Below are 16,257 nucleotides of genomic sequence, written 5' to 3' on the forward strand. Positions count from 1 at the left end.
CTTTCGTTCAAATCGTCGTTCTATACTGTGAGATGACGTCGTGCTTCCAGTGTGTCCAGCGTCTCTGCCGCTCCCTCGTGGACGATCTCACCGCGATCCATGATGTAGACGTAATCGGCAAGCTCCCGGCAGAAATCAAGATACTGCTCCACCAGCAAGATCGCCATACCCGTCGAATCCCGCAAATACTTGATTGCCCGGCCAATATCCTTGATGATCGATGGCTGAATGCCTTCCGTCGGCTCGTCCAAAACAAGAATTTTCGGGCGCGTCACCAATGCACGGCCGATCGCCAGTTGTTGCTGCTGCCCGCCGGAAAGATCGCCACCCCGGCGCGCGAGCATGGATTGCAGCACGGGAAACAGGCTAAAAATATCATCCGGAATGAACCGCTCTTTACGCGGCAGCGGCGCATAACCCGATTGCAGGTTTTCCTGCACGGTCAACAACGGAAAAATCTCCCGTCCCTGCGGCACATAGCCCACGCCGCGTTTGGCGCGCTGGTAAGGTGCGAGACCGTTGAGGCTTTCGCCACCAAAACTGATATTGCCGCTGCTGAGCGCATGTTGCCCCGTCACGGCCCGCAACAGCGAACTTTTGCCGACACCGTTGCGACCAAGGACGCACGTGATCTTTCCCATTTCAGCATTCAGCGAAATGCCGCGCAAAGCCTGCGCCGCGCCATAGTGAAGATTGATGTTGTCAACGCTCAGCATTCCATCCACCTGTCCTAGTTCAGTAACGTTCGTCGCAAGGCTTGAAGGGCAAGTTCTTGCTCATTTGTCTTTTCACCGCCCACGAGGGCCACAGCATCGGCGATATCGATCAACTGGAGACGCTCATCCATATCGAGCGCATTTGCCCACAAATCACGAAATCTGCGGATCGGGTCTTCCGGGTTGACGACATTCTTTGAGGCCCACTCCCCGAAAACAATGATTTCCTCCATATCCGCAGGAGAAATGATGCCCTCCATCCTCTCGCGCACCACGGCTTTGGCAGCCTCGATATGCATCGGCTTTTCGTTGGCAAGGCACATGAAGAACGCAACCGCGGCGATGGCCGGATCACGGATGGAGGCGATGGGTGCGACTTCGGCTTTCTTGCGGAATGATCGGCGTTTGTAGGCGCCGCGCATTTTCTCCACCTTATCGATAATCTCGCTTCCCGCTTCCTTCATCATCTTGAGCCGCCAATACCAGATAGCAGCACCCCCGACAGCCATGACCAACAATCCAACCAACGCCATTCGATCAACTCCAGATTTAAATTTTCTCATTTAAAGCGGGTTGTGATTGCACGTTCAAGTCTTCTCTTGCCCTTCTCAACGCCCCAGATAGTTCTCGATCACCTTCGGATCGTTCGACACGAAATCAATCGACCCTTCGGCCAGCACCGAGCCTTCGGCCAGGCACGTCACCTTGACACCGAGGTCCCGGATGAAGCCCATATCGTGTTCCACCACCACCACGGAACGGGTCTTCGCGATCTCTTTCAGTAACACAGCAGTCTCCGCTGTCTCGGCATCCGTCATGCCCGCCACCGGCTCGTCAACTAGAAGCAATTTCGGCTCCTGCGCCAGCAGCATGCCGATTTCCAGCCACTGCTTTTGTCCGTGCGAAAGATTGGCGGCCAGATCGTTGCGGCGATGGGAGAGGCGCACGGTCGCGAGGATTTCCTCGATGCGCAGCTTGTCCTCTTCCGTCAGCCGGTAGAACAGGGTGGCGAACACGCCGCGTTTGCGGTTCAGCGCAAGCTCCAGATTGTCCCATATCGTGTGGCTTTCGAAGACGGTTGGCTTTTGAAACTTACGGCCGATTCCGAGTTGGGCGATGTCCGCCTCATCTTTCTTCGTCAGATCTATGCTGTCTTCAAACAGCACCGTGCCGCTGTTGGGCCGCGTCTTGCCGGTGATGATGTCCATCATCGTCGTTTTGCCCGCACCATTGGGACCGATGATGGCGCGCAGTTCGCCCGGCTCGACCACGAAGGACAGCGAGTTCAGCGCTTTGAAACCATCAAAGGAGACAGAAACGCCGTCCAGATAGAGCAAGCTTTTCTTTCTGTTTTCAGAAACCGTGTTCATATCCGTTACTCCGCTGCCTGTTGCGCCGTCTTGGCAGCTTCGGTGGACGCCACCTGCCGTTTCTCGCGCCGTCCTGCCAGATAGTGCTGAACGGTACCGACAATGCCCTTGGGGAAAAACAGTGTCACCGCAATGAACAGTCCGCCCAGCGCAAACAGCCAGAACTCGGGAAATGCACCGGTGAAATAGCTCTTGCCGCCATTGACCAGGATTGCGCCCAGGATCGGCCCGATCAAAGTTCCGCGCCCGCCGACTGCCGTCCAAACGACGACTTCAATGGAGTTGGCTGGCGAGAACTCACCGGGATTGATGATGCCCACCTGCGGCACGAACAAGGCTCCGGCGATACCCGCCATCATGGCCGAGACGACAAAGGTGAAGAGCTTGATGTTTTCCACGCGGAAACCCAGAAAACGCACCCGGCTCTCGGAATCGCGTACGCCCACCAGCACCTTTCCGAACTTGGAATTGACGATGCCGGATGCGATCAGCAGACACAGCGCCAGCATGATGGCTGTCATTGCAAACAAAACCGCGCGGGTGCCATCTGCCTGCACGGAAAAGCCGAGGATATCCTTGAAATCCGTGAGGCCGTTATTGCCGCCAAAGCCCATATCGTTGCGGAAGAAGGCCAGCAGCAGAGCGTAAGTCATGGCTTGCGTGATGATGGAGAGATAGACTCCGTTAACGCGGGAGCGGAAGGCAAACCAGCCAAAGACGAATGCGAGCAAGCCTGGAACAACCAGCACCATCAACATGGCGAACCAGAACATGTCGAAGCCGTGCCAGAACCACGGCAGTTCCTTCCAGTTCAGAAACACCATGAAGTCTGGCAGAATGGGATGGCCATAGGTTCCTCGGGTGCCGATCTGCCGCATCAGATACATGCCCATGGCATAACCGCCGAGGGCAAAGAAAGCGCCGTGGCCAAGAGACAGAATGCCGCAATATCCCCACACCAGATCAAGCGCCAGCGCAAGGATTGCGTAGGACAGATACTTGCCCAGCATCGACATGATGTAGGTCGGAATGCGGAAGGCACTGTCTGCGGGAAGCAAAAGGTTGGATGCGGGGACGAGCACCGCAATGGCCAGAATAATGCCGATGGCAATCAGAATTCGGCGGTCGAGCGCGCGAAGGAGGAAGCCGGTAATCATGCTTCGATCGCCCTTCCCTTGAGTGCGAAGAGACCGCGTGGCCGCTTCTGAATGAACAGGATGATGAGAACAAGGACGAGGATTTTGCCGAGTACCGCGCCCACCGTCGGCTCAAGGAACTTGTTGAGCACGCCGAGCGTCAGCGCCCCGACAAACGTGCCCCACAGATTACCGACGCCGCCGAACACCACGACCATGAAACTATCGATGATGTAGGACTGGCCGAGATTGGGCGACACATTGTCGATCTGTGAGAGTGCGACACCCGCCAGCCCGGCAACACCGGAGCCGAGCGCAAAGGTGAACGCATCCACCCACGGCGTGCGGATACCCATGGATGACGCCATGCGACGGTTCTGGGTCACAGCGCGCATTTGCAGGCCAAAAGCAGAGCGCTTGAGCAGAACGAGCAAGGCAAAGAACACTGACAGCGAGAAGCAGACGATCCAGACGCGGTTCCAGGTGAAGTTCAGATAACCGACGCTGAACGAGCCAGACATCCAGCTGGGATTGCCGACCTCGCGGTTGGTCGGCCCGAAAATGGACCGCACACCCTGCTGCAACATCAGAGAAATGCCCCAGGTTGCCAGCAATGTTTCCAGCGGACGCCCGTAGAGAAAACGGATAACCCCACGTTCCATCACGAGACCGACAGCACCCGTGACCAGAAACGCCACCGGCAGCGCAATGGTCAGCGACCAGTCGAACAGGCCAGGATAATTGCTGCGGATCACCTCTTGCACCATGAAGGTGGAGTAAGCGCCGATCATCACCATCTCGCCATGCGCCATGTTGATGATGCCCATCACGCCAAAGGTAATGGCCAGACCAATGGCCGCCAGCAACAGAACCGAGCCCAGCGACAGGCCATACCAGATGTTCTGCGCCGCATCCCAGAGCGCAAGCGTGCTCTCGATATCTGAAATCGCCGCGTCGACATCGGGTTTCAGGCTGGAATCCGTGACCGACGAAGCCGCCATCAGAATGCTGATTGCACCGCGTCCACCGAGATTTCTGATGGTCTCGATAGCGGCTCGCTTTTCCTCAATCGAACGATCAGAGGCAAGCAGAGAAACGGCCTTCGCCTCTTCCATACGGGTGCGAACCTGCGCGTCGGTTTCCTTTGCCAGTGCTGTCTCCAGCAATTGCAGATTTTCAGCACTCGGCGCTTTCAGCACGGCATCGGCAGCAGATAAACGAACGGATTTTTCCGGGCTAAGAAGTGTCAATCCGCCTAGCGCCGCGCGGATGATGCGGCGCAGATTGTTATTGACCCTGATCTTGGTAACGCCAGCTTTCGGCGCTTCGCCAGCACTCTCACCGGTCAGCGGATCGATCAGCGTGAAATTGGCACCCGCAGCTTTGGTCATAAAAACCAGATTGTCGGATTTGCGAATGTAGAGGTCACCATCCGCAAATGCTTCGAGCGCTGGCACGACACGCGGGTCGCCTGTTGCGGCAATCTGCCCGGTCAGGGTTTCTGCCTGCTTGAAGTCTGCGGTGCCGAGTGCGTTGATGAGGGCTTTGGGGTCGGTTTGCTGCGCAACGGAGGGCGCAGCGAAGCCAAGCAGCACGCCGATGATGAGCAAAACACGAAGAAACATTATCCCAAGTCCCCCTTGGAGCGAGCACAGTGTTTGAAAACCGGCAAGCAGAACTGTAAGCGACGGCGCGTTCCACCTCAGAGCAATCCCAACCCAACGTCATCCTCGAGCTTGTCCCGAGGATCTGCAACAGCAGCGGCATTTTCTCGCTGACGAAGAGTTTGGAGAAGTGGTGGCACATCCTCGGGTCAAGCCCGAGGATGACGTCGAGAGTGGTGAAAGCGTCTGTGCAGACATTGAGGCCCCTCCGATTCTGTGGAGGGGCCGAGAGGCGAGGATTACTTACCCTTGCCACCGCATTTACCTGTGGCGACGTTGAAGTTTCCGCACTCCATCGGCTTGCGCCAATCGGAGATCAAGTCCTTCGAGTCCGGTAAATAATCTGACCATTCGTCGCCCACGACCTGCGCAGTCTGCTGCACGATTTCGAACTGGCCATCCGCCTGGATTTCACCAATCAGCACCGGCTTGGTGATGTGGTGGTTCGGCATGACGGTGGCGTAGCCGCCAGACAGATTCGGTACCGATACGCCGATGATGCTATCGAGAACCTTGTCCGTATCGGTCGTTCCAGCGGCTTCCACAGCCTTTACCCATGCGTTGAAGCCAATATAGGCGGCTTCCATCGGGTCGTTGGTTACACGCTTGTCGTTCTTGGTGAAGGCATGCCATTCCTTGATGAACTCGGCATTCACAGGCGCATCGACGGACTGGAAGTAGTTCCAGGCGGCAAGGTGGCCGACCAGCGGAGCCGTATCGAGACCGGCAAGTTCTTCTTCACCGACAGAGAAGGCAACGACTGGAATATCTTCGGCCTTTACGCCCTGGTTTGCCAGTTCCTTGTAGAAGGGTACGTTCGCATCGCCGTTGATCGTAGACACGACGGCGGTTTTCTTGCCAGCCGAACCGAACTTCTTGATGTCGGAAACGATTGTCTGCCAATCGGAATGGCCGAATGGCGTGTAGTTGACCATGATGTCTTCAGGCTTCACGCCCTTAGATTCCAGATAGGCCTTGAGAATCTTGTTGGTGGTCTGTGGGTAGACATAGTCGGTACCAGCCAGAACCCAGCGCTCGACGCCTTCGGTGCTGGCGAGATAATCGACAGCCGGAATGGCCTGCTGGTTTGGAGCGGCACCGGTGTAGAAAATGTTGCGGGAGGATTCTTCACCCTCATACTGAACGGGGTAGAAGAGGATGGAGTTCAGCTCTTCGAAAACGGGCAGAACGGATTTGCGTGAGGACGACGTCCAGCAGCCGAATACGGCGGCGACCTTGTCCTGGCTGATCAGCTGGCGGGCTTTTTCAGCAAAGAGCGGCCAGTCGGATGCAGGATCGACGACGACAGCTTCGAGCTTCTTACCAAGAACACCACCCTTTTTGTTCTGCTCGTCGATGAGCATCAACATGGCGTCTTTCAGCGTTGTTTCGGAAATCGCCATGGTGCCGGAGAGCGAATGGAGCACACCGACCTTGATGGTGTCGTCAGCGGCGAATGCACCGTGGAATGCGGTGGTGGACAAAATAGCACCGAGCAAAGCGCCGGACAGCATTTTCTTTAACGTCATAGGAAGGACCCCTCTCCTGTTCAGCCTCTTTGGGCTCAGCGGTTATTTTACCGCTGCTGGAGGGGACTATCGGTCTCGCATCTGCAAAACCGTATACGTCAATTGACGTAGGCGGGGTGGCGAAACAGGAAATCTCGCCTCACCTCACCCGCGCATGAAGGCGGGTCAGGGTGTCTGGTCGAACGCTCAGTTGTGAGGCTTGCCGAGGTCCGAATTTTCCTGGATCGCTTCCTGATGATACCAACTGTCGAAATCGATGTGTGTCTTCGGTGCGGCGACGGTCGGCCCATGGAGGATCGCGTCTTTACGGAGACCTTTAAAGCCTGCACGGCCACCGACGGGGAACTGGTAGATCGTTGCACTTTCCATGTGCGGATCGCTTCTCATGACATTCACTCTTTCGTTGAATAGCCAGCATTGTTGCCTCAACCCGAATATACGCCGAAAAAAGCCGAAAAACATCCCTTCTGATTAAAAAAATATCAAAACGCCTAAAAAATAGACAAATCAAAATCACGAAGGTCTAAAGAACAGTCTTTATGCAGATCGCGTCGGAAACTCAGAAATTTCTGCGGGAAAAATACGCTTCGTCGGAGAAACGGCATCATTTTTGATCAGAAACTGTGCCTGCCCGCGTAAAAACACAGAAAATCAAAGTATTTTCCAAAATTCATCTTCGGAGTATTTTTCGTTTTTCTGCTTTCAGGAACCCAGTCGCGCCAAAAAAAGACGACTCACTGGTTCTCGTCGTCAAACTGGCACGGGGAATGCTTCTGTCTGGGCAGCACTTGAAAGCGGGGCGGTTCGAAAGACAGTTTCACCCGCAGAAGGATATCAAGGCTTCGCATCTTAACCTATGAGAGGTTCGTAATGACTAAGTTCAAACTCGAGTACATCTGGCTGGATGGTTACAAGCCGGTCGCAAACTTGCGTGGCAAGACGCAGGTCAAGGAATTCGACGAATTCCCGACACTCGAGCAGCTTCCGCTCTGGGGCTTCGACGGCTCCTCCACCATGCAGGCCGAAGGTCACAGCTCCGATTGCGTTCTGAAGCCAGTCGCTCTCTATCCTGACCCTGCCCGCACAAACGGCGCACTCGTTATGTGCGAAGTCATGATGCCGGACGGCGTTACACCACACTCGTCCAACAGCCGCGCAACCATTCTCGACGATGAAGATGCATGGTTCGGCTTCGAGCAGGAATACTTCTTCTACGAGAACGGCCGCCCACTTGGCTTCCCTGATCAGGGTTACCCTGCTCCGCAGGGCATGTACTACTGCGGCGTTGGCGCCAGCAGTGTCGGTGCGGTCGCTCGTGAAATCGTTGAAGAGCACCTAGACCAATGCCTTGCAGCTGGAATCAACCATGAAGGCATTAACGCAGAAGTGGCCAAGGGTCAGTGGGAATTCCAGATTTTCGGCAAGGGCTCCAAGCGCGCCGCCGATCAGATCTGGATTGCTCGCTATCTGCTTCAGCGCCTGACGGAACAGTACGGTATCGACATCGAATACCACTGCAAGCCGCTCGGCGATACAGACTGGAACGGTTCCGGAATGCACTGCAACTTCTCCACCAAGTTCATGCGTGAAGTTGGCGGCAAGGAGTATTTCGAAGCGCTCATGGGTGCTTTCGAAAAGAACTGGAAAGAACACATCGACGTTTATGGCCCGGACAACCATCTGCGCCTGACGGGCAAGCACGAAACAGCACCATGGAACAAGTTCTCCTACGGAATTGCTGACCGTGGCGCGTCGATCCGCGTACCGCACTCCTTCGTCAACAACGGCTACAAGGGTTACCTTGAAGACCGTCGTCCGAACTCACAGGGCTGCCCTTACCAGATCGCGTCCGTCGTTCTGAAGACGATTGCAGAAGTGCCGCTCGCAAAGTCGGCAGCTGCCTGATTTATAAGAATGGCGTCGCCCGGTTGGGGCGACGCCATTTTTCTGTGAGCCTACAGCCACCGGCCCCGCGACCCGGCAATTGGCTTCCTGAAGCCTCTGGAAAACTGGCATGGCCGCACGGCAACGCATCATCCCCGTCCGCCGCGAATATAATCGCTGGGTTGCCAACCAGACGCTCGAAGACTACGCGCTGCGTTTTACGGCCAAAAGCGCCCGCCAATTTTCCTCCAGCCGCATCTCCCACACTGCCATCGGTGCCATCTCTTTTCTGGCCCTGGAAGCCATTGGCGGCGCGATTACGCTCTCCTACGGCACGACCAACGCTTTTTTCGCTATTCTCGTCGCTGCGACCGTCATGTTGGCCGTGGGTGTGCCGATCAGCCGTTACGCCATCCGCTATGGCGTCGATATCGATCTGCTGACACGTGGCGCAAGCTTCGGCTATATCGGCTCCACCATCACCTCGCTCATCTATGCCGCCTTCACCTTCATGCTGTTTGCCATCGAAGCGTCGATCATGTCCGGCGCGTTGGAACTGGCGCTCGGCATCCCACTGTGGATCGGCTACATCGTTTCGGCCATCATGGTCATCCCGCTCGTCACCCATGGCGTGCGCCTTATCAGCCGTTTCCAGATCATCACCCAACCCTTCTGGATCGTTCTCAACATCCTGCCCTTCATCTTCATTGCATTTCTGGACTGGGAGAAATTCGATCTGTGGCGCGCCTTTGCGGGCATCCACCATGCTTCCGGTCCGCCCGGAACCGTTGCGGATTTCAATCTGGTGGAGTTCGGAGCTGCCTCTGCCGTCATCCTGGCGCTGATGTCGCAGATCGGCGAACAAGTGGATTTCCTTCGCTTCCTGCCCGCCGATGGCAAGCTGAAGTTGCGACACCGGTTTACCGTGTTTCTGGCAGGCGCGGGCTGGGTTCTGGTTGGCGTGCCGAAACTTCTGGCGGGCTCCTTCCTCGTCGTGCTGACGTTCAGCTCCGGCGTTCCCGTGGACCGCGCGGCCGATCCCTCGCAGATGTACCTCACCGCGTTCGGCTACATGATACCCAATGAAAACGCCGCCCTGTTGCTGATGGTGGCCTTCGTCGTCGTTTCGCAATTGAAGATCAACGTCATGAACGCCTATGCCGGGTCACTAGCCTGGTCAAATTTCTTTTCCCGCCTTACCCACAGTCACCCCGGTCGCGTCGTCTGGCTGGTGTTCAACGTGCTGATCGCATTGCTGTTGATGGAGCTTGGAATTTACCGACTGCTGGAGGAAACACTCGGCATTTTCTCCATCGTCGCCATGGCATGGCTGTGCACGATCTCGGCTGATCTTTTCATCAACAAGCCGCTCGGCCTTGCGCCACCCGGCATCGAATTCAAGCGCGCACATCTTTATGACATCAACCCCGTGGGCGTTGGCACAATGGCGCTGGCCGCAACCATCGCTCTCACCGCCCACTTCGGACTATTCGGTACTTTAGCAGCATCCCTGGCGCCCTATCTCACCCTCGTCGTCGCTTTTACAGTCTCGCCATTGATCGCCTGGGGCACCAAGGGGAAATTCTACCTTGCCCGCAAGCCGAGACAGAAATGGAAGCAGGAAAGCAGCATTACCTGCTCCATCTGCGAACATCCGTTCGAGCCGGAAGACATGGCCTGGTGCCCGGCCTATGCCGCGCCAATCTGCTCGCTCTGCTGCTCGCTGGACAGCCGCTGCCACGATATGTGCAAGCCGAAAGCTAAACTGAACTATCAGGTGGCAACCGTCGCCCGTACGTTCCTGCCGAATGATCTCGTGGCCCGGCTATCAAGCCGTCTGGGCCGATACGTCATGTCGGCAGCGCTTGCCATCGCGATACTCGGTGCGACACTCGCATTGATCGCTCACCAGGTGGGAACGGCCTCGCCCACCACCGTCGATGTGGTGAACCGCACCATCCTCGCCGTTTTCTTCGTCTTTGCCGTTATCGCTGGCATCGTCTGCTGGTTTCTGGTTCTTGCCCATGACAGTCGCGTTGTCGCGGAAGAGGAATCCTCACGCCAGAACACGCTCCTTCTCAAGGAAATCGCGGCCCACAAGAAAACCGACGCAGCGCTTCAAAATGCCAAGGAAACGGCGGAAGCCGCCAACCGCGCAAAAAGCCGTTACGTGGTCGGCCTCAGCCACGAATTGCGCACGCCGCTCAACGCCGTTCTCGGCTATGCGCAAATCCTCGAGCGTGACGAGACAATTCCGCAACCGCGCCAGTCGGCCATCAAGGTTATCCGCCGTTCCGCAGATCATCTTTCCGGCCTGATAGACGGTCTCCTTGATATCTCCAAGATCGAAGCGGGCCGCTTGCAGGTCTACTCCAACGAAATCAACATTCAGGATTTTCTCGACCAGATCATTGATCTGTTCCGCCCACAGGCACAGGCAAAGGGCTTGGAACTGAAACATGAACGCACCCGTGCCCTGCCCCAATATGTCCGCACAGACGAGAAGCGCCTGCGCCAGATCCTCGTCAACCTTCTCTCCAATGCCATCAAGTTCACCGATACTGGTACCGTGAACTTCGATGTCGCCTATCGCAGTCAGGTGGCAACCTTTAGCATCTCGGATACCGGACGCGGCATTGCCGAAAAGGATTTGAGCCGCATCTATGAGCCGTTCCAGCGTGGTGAGGCAGAGAGCATTCGTCCTATGCCAGGCCTCGGTCTGGGGCTTACCATCACACAGCTTCTCACCAACACGCTTGGCGGGGAAATCTCTGTCGTCAGCGAAAAGGACAAGGGTTCGACCTTCAAGGTGCGTTTGATGCTGTCGGCAGTTCATCGTCCAAATACGACCCCTGCCCCGGAAAAAACCATTGTCTCCTATTCGGGCCAGCGTCGGACCATCGTCGTCGTCGATGACAATGAGGATCACCGCGAACTGATGCGCGAGGTCCTAGGTCCCCTGGATTTCGTCGTACTTACAGCACAGAGCGGCCCGGATTGCTTGACACTTATTGAAGGCGTTCAGCCAGACCTTTTCCTCATCGACATCTCCATGCCCGGCATGAGCGGCTGGCAGCTCGTGACGAAATTGCGCGAGGCGGGGCAGACAGCGCCGCTCATCATGCTTTCGGCCAATATCGGCGATGGCTCAATCGCCGGTGCGGGCGACGACAATCACAACGATACGATCGCCAAGCCGGTCGATCTCCGCCGTCTCTGCGACAAGCTCGCCGTGCATCTAGGCCTTACGTGGGTCTATGAAGCTGATACGCCCGCACCGGTCAAACCCGCCAAGGCCGAAATCACCACGCCGGGGCCGTCGCACATCAAGGATTTGCAGCAACTGGGTGAAATTGGCTATATACGCGGTATCGAGGCAAAGCTCAACGATCTCGCACGAACATCAGAGAACCTGCCTTTTACCGAAAAACTGGCAAGTTACGTGCACGCCTTCGACATGGCGGGTTATGCCGCATTTCTTAGCCGTTTCGAGAGTGCCGGACACAAGGAGCGTCAACCATGAGCGTATCTACTGCCGCGTTAGCGAAGGATATCGTTCTGTTGGTCGATGACAGCCCTGACGCGCTGGGCTTCCTGACTGATGCGCTGGAGCAATCGGGCTTTTCTGTCCTGATCGCCACCTCAGGACAATCTGCTCTCAACATCGCCGAACGCATCACGCCAGATGTCATCCTGCTCGATGCGGTCATGCCGTCGATGGATGGGTTCGAGACCTGCATGCGGCTGAAATCCAACGCGGCGGTGACGCAGGTTCCGGTCATATTCATGACCGGGTTGACCGAAACGGAGCACGTCGTCCGGGCGCTTGAGGCCGGTGGCGTAGACTACTTGACCAAGCCGATCAACATAGATGAATTGCGTGCTCGAATTCGCGTCCATTTGTCCAACGCACGTTCTGCGCAAAGCGCGCGGGTCGCGCTGGATGCAGCAGGACGCCATCTCCTGGCTGTGCGCAGCAACGGAGCGATCCACTGGTCAACGCCGCAGGCAACACGGCTGGTCAATGCTGCAACAGGGCGGGATGACGGTCTTGAGATCGTCACGCAACACGTCGCAGAGTGGTTGGCCAACCGCAGAAACGATACGTCGAGAGATCTGCCGCTCACCATCCAACAGGCGGACCGCGCCATGTTACAACTGACATTTCTTGGAGCGATGGGGCCGGATGAGCATCTGTTCCGGCTGATGGCCGCCAGCGACAAATCTGCGGATGTGATGTTGCGCCAGCATTTTTCACTGACCACCCGAGAATCCGAGGTCCTGCTTTGGATCGCCAAAGGCAAATCCAACCGGGACATCGGAGACATTCTCGGGCTATCGTCTCGCACCGTGAACAAGCACCTTGAACAGATCTACGTCAAACTTGGCGTTGAAAACCGTGCGTCTGCCGCCGTTAAGGCAGCCCATATCCTGCACGACACATGAAAACGGGCGCCGATACTGCGCCCGCGTTCCGAACTTTAAACTCAAACCAACCGGTTAGCGGCAGACGCGGGTTTCCCGCACGACGACCCGGCCGTGATGCTTCGTGCGAACCTTTTTGACGAAACAATCGCGTGGAGCACGATGATGGCGCGGACGGTATTCATCACGTACGGGCTGACGGACGACGCGTTCGGTCGTCGTAACGGTTACACCCTGCGCAAATGACGGTGCCGCGAAGGTGATGACAGACGAAACAGCGATCAGGGACGAGATGAGAAGAGTTTTCATTTTAAGACCTCATTGATTGTCCAGCAAAACGTCACATCTGGCTTTCGGTTCCCGTCTCGAACATTAATACACGGTAATGTTTCGGAACTAAAAAGTTAAAATTTTCAAGAGTTGGAGGCACACTGGGATGAATGAAACATCAGATAATCTGGTCGTCATTTCCGGCTGTTCCGGCGGCGGCAAATCCACCCTGCTGGCGGAGTTGGCAAGACGTGGTTACGCCACCATCGAAGAACCCGGCAGACGGATCGTTTCGGCTGAACTGAGCTCTGGCGGCACTGCCCTTCCATGGATCGATATGGAAGCTTTTGCTCGCCGTGCCGTCTCGATGGCATTGGCGGATCACACGCAAGCGCCTGATAGCGACTGGGTATTCTTCGACCGAGGCCTGATTGATGCCGCTTCTGCCCTCCACCATGTTGGCGGAGATGGTTTGCTTCTGACGCTGAAGCTGCATCACCGATATAACCCTATTGTCTTCATGACGCCTCCCTGGCTGGACATCTATGTCACGGACAGCGAGCGTCAACATGATTTTGGTGCAGCCGAAGCGGAATACGAGAGGCTTATGCGCGACTATCGCACACTGGGCTACGAGACCATTATTCTTGCGAAAACAACCACAAGCGAACGTGCCGACATGGTTTTAAGCCGCCTGAAAGATAAGCACTCACGTCGCAGCATTAGGTCCGGTCTTTGAGCAACTCCGAGACTGTCACGAAGCCGAAGCCACGCTGGCGCAGCCCGTCGATGATCTGGGGCAAGGCCTGACGGGAGACATCCCTTCCACGATACATCACATGCAGGATAATGATGGAGCCGTTTCTGGCGTTGTCGATGACATAGCGCGTCATGGCGTCGACATTCCCGGCAATGTCGGCAAAGGATTCCGGCTCGACATCCCACATGATCGTCTTGCGATCGTGCTGCCAAAGATACCACGGCAGGGTCAGCAGTTTTTTGCCATAGGGCGGGCGAAACAGGATTTCACCCTGATATCCAGCCGTTCGGATGGCGGCATCCGTGCGCTCTATCTCATCTTTCACGCTGCCCGGCCCCATCCACGCCATGTTGGAATGGGTGTAGGAGTGATTGCCGATCTCATGTCCGGCATCGACAATGAGCCGCGCTTGCGGCAGATTTTCAGCGGTCTCCTTGCCGATCAGGAAAAATGTCGCCGTCACGTTCCTGTCTTTCAGGATCGTCAACACGTCTTTCGTAAAGCGCGCTGAAGGACCATCGTCGAATGTCAGGGCCACGACGGGCTTGTCCGTTTCAACCCGGGCAATGATGTCCCCGAACAATTGGGTCGTTCTGGCATTGCTGAACATATGGAGCGATACGACCACGACCAGCAAGATGGCAAGAATGCCGGAGCCCGTTAGAGTGCGCCGCGTCGTCATCTCTATCCCTAATTGCAATTTTCACATACCGATGTGTGATCCGCCTTGATGTCTCCATTGTGGCGATAACGAGATGCGGGCCTTTCAACGAAAAAAGCCCGGCATCGCTGCCGGGCTTCCGTTTAAATTTCGGCAGGACTTAGCTGCCCTGCTGGAAGTAGCTGTATTTGCCGTCCGGGCCCTTCTTCCACTCGTACATGACGTAACCAGGAGCCTTCGGGTCGCCCTTTGCGTCGAAGGAAAGTTCGCCGAGAACGGTCATGAACTTGCCCTTCTTCATCGCAGCAGCAACAGCTTCTGGATCAACCGAGGCTGCATCCTTGGCGGCAGCAGCGATCGTCTGCACGGCAGCGTAGGAATAGAGCGTGTAAGCTTCAGGGTTGAAGCCTGCAGCCTTGAACTTGGCAACAAGATCCTTGTTGGCAGGGTTGATGGTTGGATCAGGGCCGAATGTGTTCAGCGTGCCTTCGACGGCGTCGCCTGCGATGGAAGCCAGTTCGTTGGAGACGATGCCGTCACCGGAAACGAGCTTGGCCTTCAGACCCTGGTCTGCGGCCTGACGGATGATCAAACCGGCTTCTGTATGGAGGCCACCCCAATAGATGACCGATACGCCCGCTTCCTTCATCTTCGCGATCAGAGCTGAGAAGTCCTTGTCGCCGACATTGATGCCTTCGTAGATGACTTCTTTCGCGCCTGCTGCGTTCAAGGCCTTCTTGGTTTCGTCTGCAAGACCCTGACCGTATGGGGTCTTGTCATGAACGATGGCGATCTTGGCGCCTTTGAAATTGTCGGCAAGATATTTGCCGGCAACGCCGCCCTGCTGGTCGTCACGTCCGCAGGTGCGGAATGTGTTCCAAAGGCCGCGTTCGGTGAAAACAGGGTTTGTGGCGGCAGGCGTGATTTCGAGAATGCCGTTTTCTGCGTACACTTCGGACGCCGGAATGGAAACGCCGGAGTTGAAGTGACCAACAACGAACTTGACGCCGTCAGCAACGAACTTGTTGGCAACCGAGATACCCTGCTTCGGGTCGGACACGTCGTCGCCCAGAACGATCTTGATCTGTTCGCCGTTGATACCACCAGCAGCATTGATGTCTGCCGCAGCCTGCTCAGCACCCTTCTGGAGCTGTGCGCCGAAGGCCGCATTCGGGCCTGTCAGAGGGCCGCCGACGCCGACGAGAATGTCAGCCCAGGCAGAACCACTGAAGGCGACCATTGCGGTCAGCGCAACTGCGGAAAGAAGAGACTTCTTCATTATATTACTCCCAGTTCCATGGTTGGGTTGTTTATCCCTGCCTGCTCAGCACCCACCTTAACTGATCAGGCTGTTCCACTCTTGCGGGCATTCTGAATTCAGAAAAACGCCGCTGTCAATCTTTCTTCTTATAAGAAAATGATGAAGTTCGATCATAAAGCCAATAGTAGTTATTGACCATCTGATTGGTCCGGCGCATGCGAAAGCCGACGGTCGCAAACACCAGCAAAACAACCACATCCATCAGGTAATAAACGCCGTTCAGCATAGGTCCGGCGAACAATGCATAATGCATGAACCGCATCACCACACCGAGAAGCAGGGTGTAGACCACCACGCGCGGATAGTTCTCCCAGCTGTCTGCTACCGACTTGCCCGTGCGCCAGGCCGTCCAGAATCCGAGGAGAACAACCAGCCCGCGCAAGATGTATCGAACGCCGCTATCGCTTTCGAAAAAAAGTCCCTGCATCTTTTTCCCCATCAGTGCCCCGCATCGTTGTGACAGGGTCTATCTTTCTCTCTCGCTCGCCGTTTCACCGCCAAGCTTTATTCTAAATCGTGAT

The 16,257-nt window shown here is 56.1% G+C and carries 15 protein-coding genes; 4 read left to right on the plus strand and 11 right to left on the minus strand.

From position 1 onward, the window contains the following. Positions 1-20: 20 nt before the first annotated feature. From urtE to RMR21_RS11210, 7 genes are all read right to left on the minus strand, one after another. The gene (gene urtE / locus RMR21_RS11180; RefSeq protein WP_498668090.1) at positions 21-716 is read right to left on the minus strand and encodes an urea ABC transporter ATP-binding subunit UrtE; all 696 of its coding nucleotides are present in this window, start codon (positions 714-716) and stop codon (positions 21-23) included. A 14-nt stretch (positions 717-730) separates the two neighbouring features. Continuing rightward, positions 731-1,249 (minus strand): hypothetical protein, encoded by a 519-nt coding sequence (locus RMR21_RS11185; RefSeq protein WP_498668091.1) that lies wholly within the window; start codon positions 1,247-1,249, stop codon positions 731-733. 75 nt (positions 1,250-1,324) lie between these two features. Further along, positions 1,325-2,086: an urea ABC transporter ATP-binding protein UrtD gene (urtD, locus tag RMR21_RS11190; RefSeq protein ID WP_498668092.1), complete on the minus strand. Its 762-nt coding sequence runs from the start codon at positions 2,084-2,086 to the stop codon at positions 1,325-1,327. Between the two features lie 5 nt (positions 2,087-2,091). Further along, positions 2,092-3,243 carry an urea ABC transporter permease subunit UrtC gene (gene urtC / locus RMR21_RS11195; protein WP_498668093.1) on the minus strand — a complete coding sequence of 384 codons (1,152 nt, stop codon included), beginning with the start codon at positions 3,241-3,243 and terminating at the stop codon, positions 2,092-2,094. Then, a complete protein-coding gene (urtB, locus tag RMR21_RS11200) occupies positions 3,240-4,847 on the minus strand; it encodes an urea ABC transporter permease subunit UrtB (RefSeq protein ID WP_498668094.1) in 1,608 nt (535 codons plus the stop codon). The genes urtC and urtB overlap by 4 nt, the downstream gene beginning before the upstream one ends. 278 nt (positions 4,848-5,125) lie before the next feature. Next, positions 5,126-6,415 (minus strand): urea ABC transporter substrate-binding protein, encoded by a 1,290-nt coding sequence (gene urtA / locus RMR21_RS11205; RefSeq protein ID WP_498668095.1) that lies wholly within the window; start codon positions 6,413-6,415, stop codon positions 5,126-5,128. Positions 6,416-6,601: 186 nt separating this feature from the next. Continuing rightward, on the minus strand, positions 6,602-6,802 hold the full coding sequence (locus RMR21_RS11210; protein ID WP_498668096.1) for a DUF2735 domain-containing protein: 201 nt from the start codon (positions 6,800-6,802) through the stop codon (positions 6,602-6,604). Between the two features lie 483 nt (positions 6,803-7,285). Here RMR21_RS11210 and RMR21_RS11215 point away from each other — a divergent pair, with 483 nt between their 5' ends. The 3 genes from RMR21_RS11215 (at position 7,286) to RMR21_RS11225 (ending at position 12,745) form a co-directional block, all read left to right on the plus strand. Continuing rightward, the gene (locus tag RMR21_RS11215; protein WP_498668097.1) at positions 7,286-8,320 is read left to right on the plus strand and encodes a glutamine synthetase beta-grasp domain-containing protein; all 1,035 of its coding nucleotides are present in this window, start codon (positions 7,286-7,288) and stop codon (positions 8,318-8,320) included. A gap of 109 nt (positions 8,321-8,429) precedes the next feature. Next, a complete protein-coding gene (locus RMR21_RS11220; protein WP_498668098.1) occupies positions 8,430-11,822 on the plus strand; it encodes a hybrid sensor histidine kinase/response regulator in 3,393 nt (1,130 codons plus the stop codon). Continuing rightward, entirely contained in the window at positions 11,819-12,745 is a 927-nt protein-coding gene (locus RMR21_RS11225) for a response regulator (protein WP_498668099.1), read from the plus strand. The genes RMR21_RS11220 and RMR21_RS11225 overlap by 4 nt, the downstream gene beginning before the upstream one ends. A gap of 54 nt (positions 12,746-12,799) precedes the next feature. Here the strand turns inward: RMR21_RS11225 and RMR21_RS11230 are convergent, their stop codons facing one another. Next, the gene (locus RMR21_RS11230) at positions 12,800-13,033 is read right to left on the minus strand and encodes a hypothetical protein (protein ID WP_498668100.1); all 234 of its coding nucleotides are present in this window, start codon (positions 13,031-13,033) and stop codon (positions 12,800-12,802) included. A gap of 127 nt (positions 13,034-13,160) precedes the next feature. On the opposite strand from RMR21_RS11230, the gene RMR21_RS11235 reads away from it, so the two are divergent. Further along, the gene (locus RMR21_RS11235; protein WP_498668101.1) at positions 13,161-13,733 is read left to right on the plus strand and encodes an AAA family ATPase; all 573 of its coding nucleotides are present in this window, start codon (positions 13,161-13,163) and stop codon (positions 13,731-13,733) included. On the opposite strand, the gene RMR21_RS11240 is transcribed toward RMR21_RS11235, so the two are convergent. The 3 genes from RMR21_RS11240 to RMR21_RS11250 form a co-directional block, all read right to left on the minus strand. Next, positions 13,717-14,436, minus strand: a complete 720-nt coding sequence (locus RMR21_RS11240; RefSeq protein ID WP_498668102.1) for a polysaccharide deacetylase family protein — start codon at positions 14,434-14,436, stop codon at positions 13,717-13,719. The two genes, RMR21_RS11235 and RMR21_RS11240, sit on opposite strands and share 17 nt — an antisense overlap. Before the next feature lie 139 nt (positions 14,437-14,575). Further along, positions 14,576-15,694 carry a branched-chain amino acid ABC transporter substrate-binding protein gene (locus RMR21_RS11245; RefSeq protein ID WP_498668103.1) on the minus strand — a complete coding sequence of 373 codons (1,119 nt, stop codon included), beginning with the start codon at positions 15,692-15,694 and terminating at the stop codon, positions 14,576-14,578. A gap of 115 nt (positions 15,695-15,809) precedes the next feature. Beyond that, positions 15,810-16,163 carry a DUF6867 family protein gene (locus RMR21_RS11250; RefSeq protein WP_498670143.1) on the minus strand — a complete coding sequence of 118 codons (354 nt, stop codon included), beginning with the start codon at positions 16,161-16,163 and terminating at the stop codon, positions 15,810-15,812. Positions 16,164-16,257: the final 94 nt, after the last annotated feature.

Origin of the sequence: Agrobacterium sp. rho-8.1, from assembly GCF_033957725.1 — a bacterium.
GTDB lineage: Bacteria > Pseudomonadota > Alphaproteobacteria > Rhizobiales > Rhizobiaceae > Agrobacterium.

Bases quoted from the DNA above. Each gene is read 5' to 3' on its own strand.
- urtE (WP_498668090.1), bottom strand. From the start codon at position 716: ATGCTGAGCGTTGACAACATCAATCTTCACTATGGCGCGGCGCAGGCT.
- RMR21_RS11185 (WP_498668091.1), bottom strand. From the start codon at position 1,249: ATGGCGTTGGTTGGATTGTTGGTCATGGCTGTCGGGGGTGCTGCTATC.
- urtD (WP_498668092.1), bottom strand. From the start codon at position 2,086: ATGAACACGGTTTCTGAAAACAGAAAGAAAAGCTTGCTCTATCTGGAC.
- urtC (WP_498668093.1), bottom strand. From the start codon at position 3,243: ATGATTACCGGCTTCCTCCTTCGCGCGCTCGACCGCCGAATTCTGATT.
- urtB (WP_498668094.1), bottom strand. From the start codon at position 4,847: ATGTTTCTTCGTGTTTTGCTCATCATCGGCGTGCTGCTTGGCTTCGCT.
- urtA (WP_498668095.1), bottom strand. From the start codon at position 6,415: ATGACGTTAAAGAAAATGCTGTCCGGCGCTTTGCTCGGTGCTATTTTG.
- RMR21_RS11210 (WP_498668096.1), bottom strand. From the start codon at position 6,802: ATGAGAAGCGATCCGCACATGGAAAGTGCAACGATCTACCAGTTCCCC.
- RMR21_RS11215 (WP_498668097.1), top strand. From the start codon at position 7,286: ATGACTAAGTTCAAACTCGAGTACATCTGGCTGGATGGTTACAAGCCG.
- RMR21_RS11220 (WP_498668098.1), top strand. From the start codon at position 8,430: ATGGCCGCACGGCAACGCATCATCCCCGTCCGCCGCGAATATAATCGC.
- RMR21_RS11225 (WP_498668099.1), top strand. From the start codon at position 11,819: ATGAGCGTATCTACTGCCGCGTTAGCGAAGGATATCGTTCTGTTGGTC.
- RMR21_RS11230 (WP_498668100.1), bottom strand. From the start codon at position 13,033: ATGAAAACTCTTCTCATCTCGTCCCTGATCGCTGTTTCGTCTGTCATC.
- RMR21_RS11235 (WP_498668101.1), top strand. From the start codon at position 13,161: ATGAATGAAACATCAGATAATCTGGTCGTCATTTCCGGCTGTTCCGGC.
- RMR21_RS11240 (WP_498668102.1), bottom strand. From the start codon at position 14,436: ATGACGACGCGGCGCACTCTAACGGGCTCCGGCATTCTTGCCATCTTG.
- RMR21_RS11245 (WP_498668103.1), bottom strand. From the start codon at position 15,694: ATGAAGAAGTCTCTTCTTTCCGCAGTTGCGCTGACCGCAATGGTCGCC.
- RMR21_RS11250 (WP_498670143.1), bottom strand. From the start codon at position 16,163: ATGCAGGGACTTTTTTTCGAAAGCGATAGCGGCGTTCGATACATCTTG.